General features: G+C 57.1%; 15 protein-coding genes. 7 read left to right on the top strand and 8 right to left on the bottom strand.

Annotated elements, in window-relative coordinates:
- The first annotated feature begins 339 nt into the window (after positions 1-339).
- Positions 340-978 (top strand): ImmA/IrrE family metallo-endopeptidase, encoded by a 639-nt coding sequence (locus K6117_RS13635; RefSeq protein WP_221796346.1) that lies wholly within the window; start codon positions 340-342, stop codon positions 976-978.
- A 246-nt stretch (positions 979-1,224) separates the two neighbouring features.
- Here K6117_RS13635 and K6117_RS13630 read toward each other — a convergent pair whose 3' ends face one another.
- The gene (locus K6117_RS13630; protein ID WP_221796344.1) at positions 1,225-1,938 is read right to left on the bottom strand and encodes a hypothetical protein; all 714 of its coding nucleotides are present in this window, start codon (positions 1,936-1,938) and stop codon (positions 1,225-1,227) included.
- 460 nt (positions 1,939-2,398) lie between these two features.
- On the opposite strand from K6117_RS13630, the gene K6117_RS13625 reads away from it, so the two are divergent.
- From K6117_RS13625 to K6117_RS13610, 4 genes are read left to right on the top strand one after another with little or no spacing between them, the layout of a single operon-like run.
- The gene (locus tag K6117_RS13625; protein WP_221796340.1) at positions 2,399-3,775 is read left to right on the top strand and encodes a DNA modification methylase; all 1,377 of its coding nucleotides are present in this window, start codon (positions 2,399-2,401) and stop codon (positions 3,773-3,775) included.
- A gap of 17 nt (positions 3,776-3,792) precedes the next feature.
- Complete coding sequence (locus tag K6117_RS13620; RefSeq protein ID WP_221796337.1) at positions 3,793-4,251, top strand: DUF5681 domain-containing protein; 459 nt, start codon at positions 3,793-3,795, stop codon at positions 4,249-4,251.
- Positions 4,238-5,665, top strand: coding sequence for a phage terminase large subunit (gene terL / locus K6117_RS13615; RefSeq protein ID WP_221796334.1), 1,428 nt, complete (start codon positions 4,238-4,240; stop codon positions 5,663-5,665). Before K6117_RS13620 ends, terL begins: the two co-directional genes overlap by 14 nt.
- Positions 5,666-5,703: 38 nt before the next feature.
- Positions 5,704-5,958 (top strand): hypothetical protein, encoded by a 255-nt coding sequence (locus tag K6117_RS13610; RefSeq protein ID WP_221796331.1) that lies wholly within the window; start codon positions 5,704-5,706, stop codon positions 5,956-5,958.
- 129 nt (positions 5,959-6,087) lie between these two features.
- On the opposite strand, the gene K6117_RS13605 is transcribed toward K6117_RS13610, so the two are convergent.
- From K6117_RS13605 to K6117_RS13585, 5 genes are all read right to left on the bottom strand, one after another.
- A complete protein-coding gene (locus tag K6117_RS13605) occupies positions 6,088-7,005 on the bottom strand; it encodes a formylglycine-generating enzyme family protein (protein ID WP_221796327.1) in 918 nt (305 codons plus the stop codon).
- Between the two features lie 168 nt (positions 7,006-7,173).
- Positions 7,174-8,568 carry an FAD-binding oxidoreductase gene (locus K6117_RS13600; RefSeq protein ID WP_221796324.1) on the bottom strand — a complete coding sequence of 465 codons (1,395 nt, stop codon included), beginning with the start codon at positions 8,566-8,568 and terminating at the stop codon, positions 7,174-7,176.
- A gap of 22 nt (positions 8,569-8,590) precedes the next feature.
- Positions 8,591-10,213, bottom strand: coding sequence for a thiamine pyrophosphate-binding protein (locus K6117_RS13595; protein ID WP_221796322.1), 1,623 nt, complete (start codon positions 10,211-10,213; stop codon positions 8,591-8,593).
- 145 nt (positions 10,214-10,358) lie between these two features.
- A complete protein-coding gene (locus K6117_RS13590) occupies positions 10,359-11,345 on the bottom strand; it encodes an NAD(P)H-quinone oxidoreductase (RefSeq protein ID WP_246605110.1) in 987 nt (328 codons plus the stop codon).
- Between the two features lie 48 nt (positions 11,346-11,393).
- Positions 11,394-12,284, bottom strand: a complete 891-nt coding sequence (locus K6117_RS13585; protein ID WP_221796319.1) for an enoyl-CoA hydratase — start codon at positions 12,282-12,284, stop codon at positions 11,394-11,396.
- A gap of 220 nt (positions 12,285-12,504) precedes the next feature.
- On the opposite strand from K6117_RS13585, the gene K6117_RS13580 reads away from it, so the two are divergent.
- Positions 12,505-13,626 (top strand): aromatic ring-hydroxylating oxygenase subunit alpha, encoded by a 1,122-nt coding sequence (locus K6117_RS13580; protein ID WP_221796316.1) that lies wholly within the window; start codon positions 12,505-12,507, stop codon positions 13,624-13,626.
- 53 nt (positions 13,627-13,679) lie between these two features.
- Here K6117_RS13580 and K6117_RS13575 read toward each other — a convergent pair whose 3' ends face one another.
- Positions 13,680-14,027 (bottom strand): putative quinol monooxygenase, encoded by a 348-nt coding sequence (locus K6117_RS13575; RefSeq protein WP_221796313.1) that lies wholly within the window; start codon positions 14,025-14,027, stop codon positions 13,680-13,682.
- The gene (locus tag K6117_RS13570) at positions 14,024-14,425 is read right to left on the bottom strand and encodes an SgcJ/EcaC family oxidoreductase (RefSeq protein WP_221796310.1); all 402 of its coding nucleotides are present in this window, start codon (positions 14,423-14,425) and stop codon (positions 14,024-14,026) included. Before K6117_RS13570 ends, K6117_RS13575 begins: the two co-directional genes overlap by 4 nt.
- Positions 14,426-14,676: 251 nt before the next feature.
- Here K6117_RS13570 and K6117_RS13565 point away from each other — a divergent pair, with 251 nt between their 5' ends.
- Entirely contained in the window at positions 14,677-16,338 is a 1,662-nt protein-coding gene (locus K6117_RS13565) for a GMC family oxidoreductase (protein WP_343211799.1), read from the top strand.
- Positions 16,339-16,448 lie beyond the last annotated feature (110 nt).

Raw genomic sequence — 16,448 nt, 5'->3', positions numbered from 1 at the left:
TGCCCAGCGCAATCATCATGCAGGGGGGGGGCTGTCGGGTATAGGTTTCGCCGATGGCTGAGCGGCCTGTGCGCAGCAACTGGTGCCACGACTATAGCAGGCGCATATGCAGGTTCTGAGCAGTTGACCGCCGCCGGCAAGATTACGCTCACTGCTTGCTGGCCGCATATCCGTCCCGTCGCGCTCGGTCGTAAAACTACCTGTTCACTGGCGGTGGCAAGCGATGGACAGCCATGGCTTCACTCATTGAGACCTGCTAGTCGATGCCTCGCGCGGGCAGCAGATCTTCGCGTTGTGTTTGCATATCATTAGGGCCGTGCCACGCAGCACATTCTCACCATGTGCGAAGCACGGTTCGGGCACTACCTGCTACACCGCCTGCGCTTTCCCGATGGCCTAGAATGCGGCCAGCAGGATATGATGCGCTGGGAAAGCGAATACCGGCAGATTGAGGCACAGGCCAACGAGTTCGCTGCAAGCCTGCTGATGCCGCTGGACGACTTCCGCCGCCAGATCGATGCCAAGGCCAAACCGGCACTGGATGACCTCGGCGGCTGTGCCGAGCGTTACGGCGTCTCGCTGGTCGCAGTCACGCTGCGCTGGCTGCAATACACTGAGCGCCGGTCGGTGATGGTGGTGTCGCGCGATGGCTTCATCCTGTGGGCTAGGTCGAGCCCCGCAGCCCTGCGAACAGGGGTCTATATCAAGACGGCAGGACGGCCGCCCATCGCAGTGCCCGCGCAATCGCTCGCGGCACAGTCTGACCTTCTAGAGAAAAGTCGGGGACAGATGACGCATGGCAGCGATGTCTGGTTTGCCGAGCCGTGCGAGGAAATTGCACTGGCTTCCGACCGGTACGACTTCACCATCTCGCTGTTGCACCTTGAGCGAATGCTCCGCGCGACCCGCTTTGATGATGCAGAGAATGCCGAGGACTCCTTCGATACGATGACGCGCCGCCTGATGGGCGGAAGCTAACCAGAAATACCCTGCTGATGCTAGCAGCTTTGCGGCCGCATTTTGCGCGCCTGCAACCGAATCGAATAGCGGCATGGCAGCTTACCCCCCCTTCTGCTTTGAAAGGTGTCGTTCCGGACTGCCAACTTAACAGACAGCGTGCGCCATAACGAAAGGTCCGCCACCGAGGTGCCTGCATGGCCTTGCGAGCCCCCGAAACCGATGCCCTGCGGCAGCTGACAACGCGCGCTTCGCCTGTGGCAGGTTCTAGAGATATCCGTTCCCGATAGCGATGAGGGTGGCCAGTTGATGCGGGCACAGCCACTCATGGGCCGGCGGCAATGCCACCATCGCGTCGTTAGGTTCCAACACACCGTCGCGGTCAGTAATGGCATAGCCAAATTCCCAATCGACAATTGTCGCAGCTGTGCTTTCCCAATTATAAAAACTGCCGGTGCGTCGGCTACTCGCGCGTGCGGTCTCATAGCTATCGATAGGTCCGCCTATATCGATTAGCGCGGCATGCCCTATGATGGATTGGGCGACGCGCAGGGTAATGGGGCCCGGCGCCGCCAAGGTCATACGACCTGGTTCGATCTTGCGTGGACATCCAATCGCGACCACCCATTGGCGCCTTTGCCAGGCCACCAGCGGTTGCGCCTGGTCGACGATTCCAAGACCAAATCTGAACTTGCCGCCATGCTCATTCTCAAACGTAAATGATGGCGCCGTTTCTCCATTGTCAGGAAAATATCGGTCGAGGATTTGGCGCAGGCTATGCGAGGTCGAGACGGGGTCATCGGTGACATCCATCCAGTCCATGAGGCCGCGCATGAGGTCGGGGACAGAAAGATTGCCCCCTCGCTGGATGGACTCCTCCATACGCGATGTCCGTATGGGATATTTGCCGAGTGGCAACTCCATTGCCTCCAGTGCGGCAGACGTAAATTGCAGCCAGGTAAAGGCGTCAACGTCGTCCAAAGGCTTTAGGCCAAGCATGGCCAAGCCAAACTGAGAATCTTTTTCCGGTGCCAGCGGACTTTGAGCCCGTCCAAGGCACTGATGCCATCATTCGAAGTTATTTTCATACGGACGAGGTTTGCTCGAATTTCAGATGAAGTCCATACATTTCAATTTGTTGAAATCACCCCTCCGCAATATTTCAACTGAACATGATTTTTTATGTTGCGTCAAAATAGGACCTATGATCCATTGGTAATAAGTCCAGAAATGGACGCTCGGCAATCCACGGATGGAACTAGCCGACCTGAATTTGCGCTGCTGCGTGACGGGTCTGTTTCCTTCCTTGGAAAACCCCGTCCCGCATTAGCGGTGGCGGGGTTTTTTGTATTGGGAGGTCGAGATGAAACATGGGGTGAAAATAGGTAACGAGGCGTTTAAAAATCAGAAGCTGAGCAAGACCCGGCACCGGCGTGAGGCCATGGCAGCCGATCGGCAGATGACCGAAACGATCCGCCAGCGGCGGCGGAACGATCTGTTGCCAGATCTCCAGATCGAGCGCCTCGAGATCGCGACGCTAAAGCCCTCGCGACACCGCACCCGTCGCACTCATGCGGAGCAGCTGGGTCGACTGACGACCTCGATTGCTGATCTTGGCTTCTGCGGCGCGATCCTGGTCAAGGGCCTTGAAATCATCGATGGCCATGTCCGGTGGGAAGCGGCACAGGCGCTGGGCCTGACCCATATTCCCACAATCGACTGCCAGCACCTGACGGATACTGAAATACGCAAGCTGGCCCTAGCACTGAACCGGACCGCCGAACTCGGCAGCTGGGACATGGATCAGCTCAAGATTGAATTTCAGGAGCTGATCGATCTGGATGTCGACCTGACATCAACAGGATTTACCCTGCAAGAGCAGGATATCATCCTGCTGGATCCGGCGGATAGCCAGACCGAAGAAGAAGCGGAGGAAGATGCAACTGGCGCACCCGTCTCCCTGCCCGGTGACCTTTGGCAACTGGGTCATCATCGGCTCATCTGCGCCAGCGCCCTTGAGCCAGAAACCTATGCGCAATTGCTGTCAGGAGAGGGCCTCGCGGCGATCATCGCCGACTTTCCCTATAATGTCCGTATCGGCGGAAATGTCAGTGGGCTCGGCAAGAAAAAGCATGGCGAATTCAAAATGGCGTCTGGCGAGATGTCGGATAAGGAGTTCGCGCAGTTCCTCGAAACCGCGATCCGTTGTGCCAAAAAGCATCTGATGGATGGCGGGATCCTGTTCGGGTTCATGGACTGGAGATCGATCGATCTGCTCTATAGCGCTGGCGCAGCATCCAAACTCAGCCTCTTGAACCTCATCGTCTGGTACAAGGAATCTGGTGCCATGGGCGGCTTTTACCGTTCCGCGCATGAGTTGATAGCGGTCATGTGCAACGGGGACACGCCTCGCAACAACAATGTCCAGCTTGGTAAACATGGCCGTGATCGCACCAATGTCTGGTCCATGCCGGGTGCCAATCGCCCGGGATCCTCGGCCCATGAAATGCTGGGACAGCATGCCACGCCCAAACCCGTCGAACTGTGCAGCGACGCCATTCTTGATGTGACCAATCGCAACGAGGCGGTGCTCGATCCGTTCATGGGCAGCGGGACGACACTGATTGCGGCGGAGAAAACAGGTCGGCGCTGCTTTGGGATTGAGCTCGAACCGCAGTTTGTCGATGTCAGCCTGCGCCGATGGCAACGACTGACAGGTCAAATGCCGATCCTGATCACAACCGGTCAAACATTCGATGAAGTGGCAACCATCCGGGCGCATGAAGAGCTGATCGAGGGTTCTTCGACTGCCGCATAGGTTTCTGGGAGGCGATCATGACAATATCTGGACACGATGGGCCGCCGGAAAATGACGGCAGCGAGAATATTGAGGGCGAAGCCGCACCCTATGAGGTTGGTTATGGCAAACCGCCTAAACACACCCAATTCCCGAAAGGCAATGGTCCGGGTAAGGGGCGACCAAAAGGCGCGAAGAACATCAAGACGCTCGTCAACGAGGCATTCAGCGTCAAGGTTCCTGCCAAAATCAATGGTAAAACGAAAAACATCTCAAAGATCGGCCTGGCTTTACACCAATTGGCCAATCAGGCGAGTAGCGGCAACTTCAAGGCCATAGCAAAGCTCATTGAGCTTCATGAGCGCTATGGGCCGGTTGCAACGGACGATTCTGCATCGGATGCCCAGGCACCAGTCAGCACCAAGGATCTCATCCACTTTTTGAAGATGCAGGGCGACATTCCATATACGGACGATGGGGAGCATGATGATGTTTGACCAAAAGACTTATTCGCCCTTGCTGGACCAACTCGCACGCACGGAACTCACGTTGTTTGTCGCCGGTGCGTTCAGTCAGCTTTATGACGATGAGTATCTGCCCAACTGGCATATTGATGCAATCTGTACCCAGCTGATGGCCATGGTGCGTGGGGATAAGACCCGGGTCATCATCACCATGCCGCCGCGCACGATGAAGAGCTTCATCGCCAGCATTTGTCTGCCCGCGTGGATTCTCGGTCATAAACCGGGGGCAAAGATCATTTGTGCATCCTACAATCAGGACCTTGCCGAAGATTTTGCGCATCAAACGCGTAAACTCATGCAGACCAGTTGGTACAGGCGGCTGTTCCCCTACACCCATCTTGAACCCAAGCGGCAGGCTCTTAATCTGCTGGCGACCACACGGGGCGGCTATCGTATGTCCACCTCGACCGGCGGTACGCTAACTGGACGGGGTGGTGACTTCATCATTATCGACGACCCGATCAAGGCCAAGGACGCGCATAGCGAGGTCGCGCGACAAGGCGCAATCGACTGGTTCACCGGTACCGTGCTGAGTCGTCTCAACAATCCAAAGACGGGTAGAATCCTTCTGGTGGCCCAGCGATTGCATCTGGAGGACCTGCCCGGACAACTCGCGGCTGGCGGTGGATGGGATGAGCTCTGCCTACCACTTATTGCACCACGACAGCAGACCATCCCAGTATCGGACGGCGGTGAGATAACGCGCTTTCCAGGCAGTATCCTGCATCCAGAGCGGTTCGATGAAGCGGAAATCGACCGGCTCCGCCATGCGATGGGAGAGCGGGACTTCGAAGCGCAATATAATCAGCGCCCATGTGCAGGTGGCGGCACGCTCTTCCAGCTCAGCTGGCTGCGCCGCTACGAGACGCGGCCTGAGCATTATAAGGTCGAAGCGATCATCCAGAGCTGGGACACGGCCTATGAGACGGAGAGCCACAATGATTACAGCGTCTGTTCGACTTGGGCGCTCTCAGGCACAAGCTATTACCTGCTCGATATCTATCGTGAGCGTCTACCCTTCCCCGAACTCCAAAAGGCCGTCTATCGACAGCGCGAAAAATGGAAAGCAGATCTTGTGGTCGTGGAAAGAGCCGGATCGGGGATCAGCATCTTTCAGAATATCCGCAGGAACGGCGGGAATTTCTGGATCACCTACCTTGCGCCTCTAGGGTCAAAGCAGGACCGAGCCTCCCAGCAGTCGCCCAAGTTCGAGCGCGGCGAGGTCTGGATCCCTGTTGAGGCACCCTGGCTCCGCGCCTTTGAGGATGAATTGATCGCCTTCCCACAGGGCAAGCATGACGATCAGGTCGATAGCGTCGTCCAGTTCCTTGCCGCCGTTGATGCTGGGAACTTGCGACATTATCTCGATATCGCACGACGCCAATAGGTGGATCGGCGGTACGGTGGGATATCGTCGATGCTCTGATGAAGCCGGAGGAGGCGTTGTCCGCCACTGTGCGCACACGGGCTAATAATTGGGCGCGCCATACATTGTTCATGCGGCTCAACGATAAGCAGAACGGTCGGATTGTCATGCAACGTCTGCAGGAAGACGATATGATCGGACATGTGTCAGAATTGACGACGTTTGAACTGCTGACCTTCTCGGCTATTGCGCAGAAAGATGAGGAACAGCGGAACTGCCCAGTGCGATCATGGTGCAGGGGGCTGTCGGGTTGAGTAAAAGGCAAAAATGAACCTTTGGTACAGAATAATAATGGATTGGGTGCCAAAGGTTCGAATTCGACAACCTTCGGTCAGATAACCAGCGCAAATCCAATAAATGTGGACGATTCGGGGTGTGGGCGCTCACTTCCGCCGGATGACACACCTAAAACCAATGTGTGTAGTCGAAGTATCAATCATTTCTGGATGACGTGCTGCTGGTCTAAAACGTTGGCAGTGATTGATGGCGCACAAATGCGATCCACCTTTTATTACTTTTCGCCCTATCCTTATATCTGGCTGGGATGGGTCAAAACTATTACGCATATTGCCGCCTCGGGGATTTTTCTTCCCACAGCAGGAATCTTTGGCCTTGGCGACGCCACTATGCTCCGACCACCAGTCTTGGGTCCATTCCCACACATTTCCAATAAGGTCATACAAGCCATAGCTGTTAGCAGGAAAGCTTCGAACCGGCGATGTACGCTCCCAGCCATCGGTGCAGCTATTATGATAAGGGAATGTACCCTGCCAATAATTAGCCATCATTGCGCCAGCCGGAGCAAGCTCATCACCCCAAGCAAACTCCTTTCCTTCCAGTCCGCCCCGAGCGGCAAATTCGAATTCCGCCTCTGTCGGCAGAGCTTTGCCGACCCATTTTGCATATGCTGCGGCATCGCTCCACGCAATATGCACAACTGGATGGTCTGCTAAGCCATCCAGTGAGCTTTCAGGGCCAAGGGGATGGCGCCAATCAGCGCCGAAGGCGAATTGCCACCAGAGGTGCGCCTGCGATAAATCCACCGGACCATCAGTCCCTGTAAATACAAGTGAACCCGGTCGATTCATCCCGGGCAGCATATCTGGATAATCTTTAGGATTTGGTGCAATCTCAGCGACGGTTACATGGCCTGTGGCGTTGACAAAGCGGGAAAACTGGGCGTTGGTGACAGGCGTTTCATCCATCCAGAAACTGTCGACCTGAACTCTCCGAAGCGGGCGTTCTTCCGGGTAATAGCTATCGGAGCCCATGGTAAACTCACCAGATGGGACGATCTGCATAGCGTCAGTCGAACGCGGCGCCATTGGCTATTTGCCTCCTATTTTTCCCTAGCTACGACACATATATATATGTGTGTTGCGGCCTCCGGTAATTCAGTTTTTAATTCGTTGGCAAAGCCATTGAATTGGACAGCAAGCCTGTCAGGCCGGGGCGGTATCGCGTTTCAATCATTCCTCGAAGATGACGCCGGGGTTGAGGCGTCCATGCGGATCGAGCGCGGCCTTGATTCGCTTCATCATCTCCAATTCGCCTTCACTTTTGTACTTGTGCAGGAATTCGCGCTTTAGACTGCCAATGCCATGTTCGGCGGTGATGGCGCCACCATAGGGGGCCAGCGCTTCAAACACCGCATCTTCGACGGCGTGGAACTGCTCCACGGTTTGTGGGCCAACGTTGATTCCGAAGTGGATGTTGTTGTCGCCTAGATGTCCTAATGTGACGCCGCGCACATGGGTAAATCGTTCCCTCAGCAGCCGATAGGCATCTGAGACAAAGGCTTCGACATGTTCAAGATCGACTGAGACGTCGAAGGGGACGATTGCACCGAATTCGCGATGGGTGACTTCTGAGCCTTCCCGGACATGCCACAGGTCTTGTTTCTGACGTGCAGAATTGGCGAGGACGCCATCGGCAGCAAGGCCCTGCTCCAGCGCCAATTCCATAAATCGTTCAAATGCCGCTCGATCCGCATCGGCGTCATAGCCCATGGATTCGATCAGCACATAATATGGCAAGTCGGGTTCGATCGGTCGGCGGCCAGTGCCGCTTTCCGCCATCAGTGCGTAATAGTCATGCCACATGACTTCAAAGGCGCTTAGCGAGGGCATGTTGCGCGCTGCCATGAGCAGTTTGAGCACCTTTTCCATGGATTCCACGCCGAGCAGCGCCACCTCTTGGCTGGTGGGCAAGGGCTGCAATCGCACCACGGCACGGGTGACGATCCCCAGCGTCCCTTCGCTACCGATGAGGTAATGCTTCAAGTCGAAGCCGGTATTGTTCTTGAGTAGGCGGTTCATCGCATTGACCACCGTGCCATCTGCCAGAACCGCCTCGATGCCGAGTACGCTTTGCCGGGTCATGCCCCAGCGGATCACATGGTTGCCGCCGGCATTGGTCGAAATCGTACCGCCGATGGTTGCCGATCCTTTTGAACCAAGATCGACGGGGTAGAACAGCCCCTTTTCTTCGACCGCGTTCTGTAGTTCTTCGACGGAAACCCCTGCACCGACAACGGCGAACTGACCGATCTCGTTGATCTCCTCGATTTGTCGCATCCGTTCGGTCGAGACGACGATCGTGTCTGGCCGTGTGAAAGCACCGCCGGACATGCCCGTCACACCGCCATGGGTGACGATGCGCCAGTCATGGCGTGCCGCAACCTTAATCACTTCAGACAATTCGGCGGCATTGGCCGGACGGGTGACGAAGGGCGAGGCAATCGGCTCATGCAGGAACGGATCGCAGGACCTTCCGGCAAAGTCATCCGGCTCCAGCAAGCCACGGCTGCCAAGGATAGCGAAAAGTTCATCCCGCAGGAGTTCAGGGTTTGCTGTCATGGTCATGGCTTTCTGGCTTTTCAGGCGATCACGGGAATTCGGGCATATTGTCCGGGTCGAGGATTAGGTCGATCAAGACCGGTACCGTGGCGTTCTTGCTTGCGTCCAACGCGTGACGCAGTTCGCCGCAAGTGGTGACCCGGAAGCCCTTGCCGCCGAGCGCATCGGCAACCTTGGCGAAGTCGGGCCATTCAAAGGTCGAAAGCGTGGGGTCCATATTCTTGCGACGGAACTGGATATGCTCTGCGCCATAGGCGCCGTCATTGCACACAATAGTGGTGAAGTTCAGGCCGTGGCGTACTGCCGTGTTAAATTCGGTCAGCCCGCCCAGCACGAAGCCACCGTCGCCGGTCAAATGGACCACCGGTTCGCCAGGGCGACCGACGGCGGTACCAATCGCATAGCCCATGCCGAGGCCAATCGATCCGAATGCCAGCGTGATCGTGAAATTGCGGGGGTGGGAGACGCGAAAATTTTTCCAAGGTTCGCCGAGGAAGCGGCCGCCGTCGGTTACAAGCACTCGATCGGCGGGAAGTGCGGCGTTGCAAATCTTGATAGCCCGCGGCATGTCGATGGGATCGCTATCTTGCGGATCGATAGAAATGACGGCGGCCCTTGCCGTTGCCAAGGTGGTGGCGAGTTCGTCTCCGCGCCACCCGCATCCGGGAATTTCCGCCTCATTGAGCCAATGGGTGAACAAATCGGCGGTCCGACCAGCATCGCCAAGGACGCTAGCGTCGGTCTGGAGGAAGCGCCCGAATTGGGCGGCATCAATGTCGATCTGGACGATGCGCTTGTCCTTGGCAAAGGCGCCTTGCGACATGGTAAAGGGGTTGAGGCTGGCACCAAAGGCGATCACGCAATCGGCTTCGAGAATTTGCTCAATCGCCACATCCTGGCTGAGCGTGCCGAAAATGCCCAGATTGCAGTTGTCATCGGCAAACAAGTCCTTGGCCTGCAAGGTGGTGGCTACCGGTGCCTCTAGCCGCTTGGCGAAGCGGAGGATGGCTGCAGCGGCGTCTTCGTCGATGGCGCCGCGCCCAGCAAGAACGAGCGGCCTGCGTGCAGCGGCGATGATGCCGATGGCGTTGTCGAGATCCTCGCTTTCGGGAACAATGGTGCGCATTTCCGGTTTGCGCCAGACGACCGGCGCATAATCGACGTCCAGCCATTGGAACTCGACCGGGATGTTCAGCACGATGGGGCGTCGTTCGGTCCATGCCCGTCGGATAGCGGTGGCAATATCGATCGCAGCGGTTTCTGGCGTGCGCAGTTGCTCGAAGCCGGCACCGGTCGCAAGCACGTGATCGCGTTGCGGGGTGTTTTGAAAGTTTTCATGATCTGCCACGGCCGTGTCGCCGCACAGCAAGAGCATCGGCGTGCGCGCTTTGGTGCCATGGGTAAGGGCGGTGAGTGTGTTGGTAAGGGCCGCGCCGTGCGTGACGCTGCAACAGCCGAGCTTGCCGGTCGCCACGGTGTAGCCCAATGCCATGAGCGTGGCACCGTCCTCATTGGCCGATGAGATGAACTGGCCATTGCAATCGCGCACGAAACTGTCTGAGAAATAGAGGTTGGCGTCACCGATCAGCCCAAACAGGTCACGCACGCCATTATCGTGAAGTGCGTGCGCGATTGCTTGGTGAACCTTCATCTGCGGCATTGCGATCTCTCCGGAGTTCAAGCTATTCCGAGTCCTGCTCGGTAAAAAGTATAATGTGTTGCATAAAGTTTGTCGGGGCGCACGGTCAAGCGATTTTGGCGTCGCGGCGAGACATCGTTTCGCGGTGCTGTGAAGCTCAGCTATTATCCTCTGCTACCAGCAGGACCACTTTGCCAAATTGCTGTGATCGTTCGAGGGTGCGATGCGCTTCAGTGGCTTGTTCAAGCGGAAATATGCTGTCGATCGGGATGCGCACCTTACCGGTTTCAATCCAGGGGAGGACTTGTCGGCGAATTTCCGCTGCGAGCCGCGCCTTTTCATCGTCAGGACGGCCACGCAAGGTGGATGCGGTCAATGTCAGCCGCTTGAACATCAAGGTCAACAGGTTGGTCTGGACCAGTTCCCCGCCCATTGTTGCAATCTGGACCAGTCGCCCATCGGGGTTAAGGGCTTCGATATTGCGTGCGAAATAATCACCGCCGATAATGTCGAGCACAACGTTGACGCCGCCTTCTGCGCGGCAACGCGTGGCGAAATCCTCTGTGGTGACGTCGATCACTATGTCTGCGCCCAGCGCTTTGGCGCGAGCCGCCTTGTCAGCGCCGCGGACCGTGGTGATCACCCTTGCACCGGCCGCTTTGGCCATCTGGATGGCTGTGACGCCGATGCCACTGTTGCCACCATGGATCAAAGCAGTCTCACCTGCGACAAGATGGCCGCGTTCAAACAAGTTGGTGAAGACGGTGAACAGTGTTTCCGGCAGACCAGCCGCATTGATCAGCGTTAGTGCAGCCGGGACAGGCAGGGCGTGGCGGGCATCGACGCGGGCGAACTCGGCATAGCCGCCGCCAGCGAGCAAGGCGCAAACCCGGTCACCGATACGCCATTGCGTCACACCTTCGCCAAGTGCTGCGACAGTGCCGGCAACTTCGAGGCCCATGATGTCGGATGCGCCCGGCGGCGGGGGATAATTGCCTTCGCGTTGGCTGATGTCAGGGCGGTTGACCCCGGCAGCGATCACCCTGATGAGGATTTCCCCGGGGCCAGCAGTTGGGTTTTGTACATCTGCCACATGCATGGCTTCGGCGGGACCCTTGCCCCCTTCAATGGTAACTGCGCGCATGGCTGATCCTTTGATTGTGCGTTTCGGGAATGTTGGTTGGTATGGGGTTCAGGGCTTTTCAGCTTGCCGCTTGTTGGTATTCGCCATGGCCTTGGCGCTGAAACCGCCGAGCGCACTGCCGTGGACCAGATCGTTCTGGGCGTGGGCGAAGTGATGCATGTGGAATACGGCGTCCATCGCGGTGCGCTTGCCACGCAATTCCTCCACGTGGTTGATTGCCTGCTTGGTCAACCAATTGCCAAGGCGCGGCTGGGCAGCAAGTTTTGCTGCCATGGTAGCCACGGTTTCACGTAACATGTCACGTGAGACGACCTTGTTGACCATGCCGAATTGCTCGGCGCGATGGGCAGTCATCCGCTCACCCAGCAAAAGGAATTCCTTTGCCACCCGGGGAGGCAGTTCAAAGGCGTGGGCGAAATATTCTACTCCGGGGATGCCCATGCGATTGACGGGGTCTTGGAAAAAGGCGTCTTCTGAGGCGACGATCAGGTCGCAAACCCAGGCAAGCATTAATCCGCCAGCGATGCAGGCCCCCTGCACCATAGCGATTGTCGGCTTGGAGATGTCGCGCCAGCGCCGGCACATGCCCAGATATTGCTCTTGTTCGCGTGTATAGAGCAATTCGGCGGCGGGTTTGTTGACATGGGGGGGGACCATTAATCGGTTGTCAAACTGTCGCATCAGATCCCGGCCCGGCGTGCCGATATCGTGCCCGGCGGAAAAGTGCTTACCGTTCCCAGCAAGGACAATGCATCCCACCTCATCATCGGCAACTGCCCGCATGAACGCATCATCAAGGGCATAGGTCATCTGCCCATTTTGTGCATTTTTGAAATCGGGCCGGTTCATCGTGACCCAGGCGATGCCGTCGATGACTTCATATAATACCGGCTGGTCAGTCTCGTAAGTGATCGGGGGGGGCGCGGGTGGTTTGGTCATTTTGTGTCTCTTAATAAGGGGCGTCACCCCCGCAGATTTGATGTCGATCAATGAGTCATTCGCTCATTTGGGAGAAGTGTGCTTGAAATTTTGATACAAGTTGCATAAAGTTCCGTCAATCGATCCTTAGGAGATCAATATGTCTGATTCCACAGCCCAGAGCATGGCAGAGCGCCGAGATCGCTCTCATCAAGATTTACGCCGTAAGACAATCGCGCACATGCTCGGGAAGACTACCGATCTGTCGGACGGGCCGCGACGTATTGATCCTGCCATCTACGCTGACCCCGAGCGGGCGCAGGCGGAGCGACGGGAGTTGTTCCTTAAGCGGCCGATTTTGGCGGGGTTCTCGCTCGATGTCCCCAATCCCGGCGATAAGCTGCTGTTCGACGTGCTTGGCCCGGCGATCCTGATTGTGCGCAATAAGGAGGGCGTGCTCAACGCCTTTCTCAACATGTGTGCGCACCGTGCTGCGCGGCTTGTTACCGAGTGCGATGCACGTACGCGGATGACATGCAAATTTCACGGCTGGACCTTCGATCTTGACGGCAAGCTGATCGGGCAGCCGGGCAAGGAAGGTTTTGAGGGAATCGAGCGCGAACAGCTCGGGCTTATTCCGGTGCCCGTTGCCGAATGGCATGGGATGATTTTTGTCCGGGGGACCCCGGGTGGGGATCCTATCGATGTGGCTGACTGGCTGGGGCCGATGGGCGATGAACTGGCGCATCTTGAATTGGGCAAGGCGCGGCCGATCAAGTCCTCGGTCGTCCATACGGGCGCCAATTGGAAATATGCATTCGATACTTATGGCGAGAGCTATCATTTCGCGACACTGCATCCAAGCACGATCGGCTCTTTGGCCTTTTCCAATACCATGAGCTATAGCCCGCAAGGGTTGCACGTGCGTATCGGCTTTCCGCGTGCTGATTTCATCGAATATGGCAGCCAGCCGGAAGAGACATGGCCCAAGTCTGATTATGGCGGTCTCTACATGCTGTTTCCGAATGTCAGCATCAACGTGAATACCCTGCCAGGCGGCGGCATGTTCTATGGTGTATCGCGGGTGTTCCCGGGTGAAACGCCGCAGGAATGCGTTACGCTGATGGCAACTTATCGTCCGGCGCATGCCACCGAAGATCGCCCCGATCAGGATTGGGCGGATATACATGATTTTGTTGAGCGTGTGGTGACGACAGAAGACTATAGCGTCTCGGCAGAAGGGCAGCGCAACCTTGCTTGGGCACCGGAAGGTTTCCGCATGGTCTTTGGTGCCAATGAGGCTGTGTTGCAGAAGCAGCACGCGCAAATGGAAGCTATTCTCGCCAGCAGCAACGAGGGCTGAATCTGACGGGAGGGCGGACAGAATATTCTGTCCGCCCTCCGTGTTGAACGGTTTTAGACTTGGCTGAAGAAGTCCGCGCGGGGTTTTCCATCCGCATCGTAGATAGGCTCTTCGCGGGCAACCAGATATTTGCAGCTATTGGATTTGATTGGCCCGGCTGAACGCAACACTTGGCGCATTTCGGTGTAGTTGGGCAGTGTGAAGTGATAGGCGAGCGCGGCCTCGTCAGTCCATTTTTCGAAAACGTTGATCGTGCCCGGATTGAGCGGGTCCAGCGACCAGCTGTAGGCGAGGCATCCCGGCTCATCGAGCGAGGCCTCAATCAGGGGCCGCGCTTCAAGAATGATGCGTTCGGCATGCGCCGGATCAAGCTCCATAACGGCAGAGACGATAATGGTCATAATGGTAACTCCTGAGATGAAAAACTACGAATGGTGAAGATCCAGCGGCCATCCAGGAAGGTGACGCTGTCATCATACAGCCCGGATTGAAGCTTCGGTGAGCTGCTGGCCGGGTGTAGATATTCGAATGTGTGGGTGCGCAGGTTGGCGTTATTGCCGTGCAATTCGATATGGCCAACAAAGGCCATGAACCAAACATGTTCGTAGCTAGCCATCGCTTTGCGCCAGGCGGCAAGAATGGCGTCGCGGCCCACCAGTTCGTGGCCGTGAAAACGCCAGATCGCGTCCTCCGCCCAGCACGCCGCCCATGCATCGGCGTCGCGGCGATTCACCGCGTCGCTGTAGGTTGCGATAAGGGCATCGATACCAACTCGAGCCTGGGCGTCTTGGTTTAGCACTGCGGACCTCGCTCAGATAGGGATTCGACGGTATTGATAACGACAGATGATCCGGCTGTGAACATAAAAATATCACGCGCATCATAAATAAGGTCAAGCTTGCTTGCTTTATTGTAAGGCGCGTCTTAGAAAGTGCCAGATGCAGGGCGAGGACCTGCGGGGATCGGGGCGCGATTTAAGGTCGCTGCCCTGCCATGGCGGATGCGAATGGCATAATAATGTCCTGCATCTCGCAGACGAGAGGATCGCTTGTGACCGTAAAGACCGACCTAGTCTTCGATTATCTTGTGACTACGCAGACCGACGTTGTTTTTGATTATATTGTGGTTGGCGCCGGTTCGTCCGGCTGCGTTATGGCTGAGGGCCTCTCGCGTAATGGGCGCAACAATGTCCTTTTGATCGAAGCGGGCGGGGACAATCGTTCGCCGCTTGTGACGATGCCCAAGGGAATCGGCAAGCTTGCGCTCAATCCTCGCTTTGCCTGGCATTATCCGGTGTCACAGGCCCGTCTACCCGATGAGGCATCGAGTGAAGTCTGGGTGCGTGGGCGCGGTTTGGGGGGATCGTCTGCGATCAACGGCATGATCTGGTCGCGTGGGCAGCCTTCGGATTTCGATGCCTGGGGCGAAGCTGGCGCTACAGGCTGGAACTGGTCAGTGATGCGGGATGCATACGCCGCCGTTGAGAATCACGAGCTTGGACTGGGCGGGGGACGAGGTGTTGGTGGGCCGGTCACGATTTCTCCCGGTAAATTTCGCTATCCTGCTGCAGAGGCTGCGATTGCTGCAGGCGAGAGCATGGGCCTCCCGCGCCGCGACGACCTTAATGGAGAGGACATTGAAGGCGTAGGCTATTATGCCCACAATATCCGCAACGGTCGACGGGTCAGCTCTGCCAAGGCCTTTCTTGAACCGGCGCGTCGACGTCCGAACCTCAGTGTCATGACTGACACTCTAGTACGCCGCATCATATTCGAACAAGGCCGGGCGGTTGCTGTTGAGGTGGAGAATGCTGCAGGTGTGCAGCGCATAGGCGTAGCTGGCGAGGTGATTGTGTCGGCAGGGGCCATCGAAAGCCCCGCACTTTTGCAGCGCTCCGGCGTCGGGCCAGGCGAAGTGTTGTCAGGCGCGGGCGTGCCGGTGGTGGCCGATCGCGCAGCGGTGGGGCGTAACCTCCGTGAGCACCTTGGTCTTTCGATTGCGTTTCGTTTGTCCGTGCCGGGCAATAACCGCGAGTTTCGTGGTCCGCGCCTGGTAGCCAACGTCCTGCGATACGCTATGTTTGGCAGCGGGCCTCTGGCGACGGGGCCGTATGAGGTTGGCGCGTTTGTTCGTTCACGTCCGAATCTCCCTCATCCCGACTTGCAGATATATGCAGGCGCCTTCACATTCGCACGAGCGGGCGACCCCAAGTTTCCTGTCCAGCTCAGCGTTGTTGAACGCGAGCCCGGATTTACCGTCTATGGTCAGATGCTGCAGCTCACCTCTCGCGGGTCGATTGACATCGGTGGGGCGACAATGTCCGACGGCCTCGTGATCAAGCCCAATTGGTTGACCACGCCGGAAGACCAGGAATGTGCGATTGCTTCGTTCAAGATGCTGCGCCGTTTCGCTTCGCAACCGGCACTCAAGGACTTGTTGGTCGCTGAGCTTGCACCGGGCAAGCATATCGAAAGTGACGAAGATATCCTGACCTCCGTCCGTCGCTATTCGCGCTGCGGCACGCATGCTGTTGGCAGCTGTGCCATGGGTGGGCTGGAGGCTGTACTCGATTCCGATTGTCGGGTGCGTGGTGTAGATGGCGTGCGTGTGGTTGATTGTTCCGCCATGCCCGGTCTGGTATCCGGAAATACGCATGCGCCAGCCACGGCATTTGCCTGGGAAGTTGCTCGTCGGATCGTCTGCGAGGCGTGAGTATTGGCGCCGGATGCAATATCTCCGGCGCCAAGGTTTCTGCGTTGCGAACTGCAGATGCGGATAGCGAAGTCACCAACCCATCAATAAGATGTCCAGATTGTGTGATT

This window comes from Alteraquisediminimonas sediminicola, assembly GCF_019740335.1.
Lineage (GTDB): Bacteria > Pseudomonadota > Alphaproteobacteria > Sphingomonadales > Sphingomonadaceae > Alteraquisediminimonas > Alteraquisediminimonas sediminicola.
This window is presented reverse-complemented; position numbering and strand designations above follow the sequence as displayed.

Excerpts from the sequence above, each read along its gene's own strand:
- K6117_RS13595 (WP_221796322.1), bottom strand. The coding sequence starts at position 10,213 with ATGAAGGTTCACCAAGCAATCGCGCACGCACTTCACGATAATGGCGTG.
- K6117_RS13620 (WP_221796337.1), top strand. The coding sequence starts at position 3,793 with ATGACAATATCTGGACACGATGGGCCGCCGGAAAATGACGGCAGCGAG.
- K6117_RS13600 (WP_221796324.1), bottom strand. The coding sequence starts at position 8,568 with ATGACCATGACAGCAAACCCTGAACTCCTGCGGGATGAACTTTTCGCT.
- K6117_RS13625 (WP_221796340.1), top strand. The coding sequence starts at position 2,399 with ATGGCAGCCGATCGGCAGATGACCGAAACGATCCGCCAGCGGCGGCGG.
- K6117_RS13580 (WP_221796316.1), top strand. The coding sequence starts at position 12,505 with ATGCTCGGGAAGACTACCGATCTGTCGGACGGGCCGCGACGTATTGAT.
- K6117_RS13585 (WP_221796319.1), bottom strand. The coding sequence starts at position 12,284 with ATGACCAAACCACCCGCGCCCCCCCCGATCACTTACGAGACTGACCAG.
- K6117_RS13590 (WP_246605110.1), bottom strand. The coding sequence starts at position 11,345 with ATGCGCGCAGTTACCATTGAAGGGGGCAAGGGTCCCGCCGAAGCCATG.
- K6117_RS13605 (WP_221796327.1), bottom strand. The coding sequence starts at position 7,005 with ATGCAGATCGTCCCATCTGGTGAGTTTACCATGGGCTCCGATAGCTAT.
- K6117_RS13610 (WP_221796331.1), top strand. The coding sequence starts at position 5,704 with ATGAAGCCGGAGGAGGCGTTGTCCGCCACTGTGCGCACACGGGCTAAT.
- K6117_RS13635 (WP_221796346.1), top strand. The coding sequence starts at position 340 with ATGTGCGAAGCACGGTTCGGGCACTACCTGCTACACCGCCTGCGCTTT.
- terL (WP_221796334.1), top strand. The coding sequence starts at position 4,238 with ATGATGATGTTTGACCAAAAGACTTATTCGCCCTTGCTGGACCAACTC.
- K6117_RS13575 (WP_221796313.1), bottom strand. The coding sequence starts at position 14,027 with ATGACCATTATCGTCTCTGCCGTTATGGAGCTTGATCCGGCGCATGCC.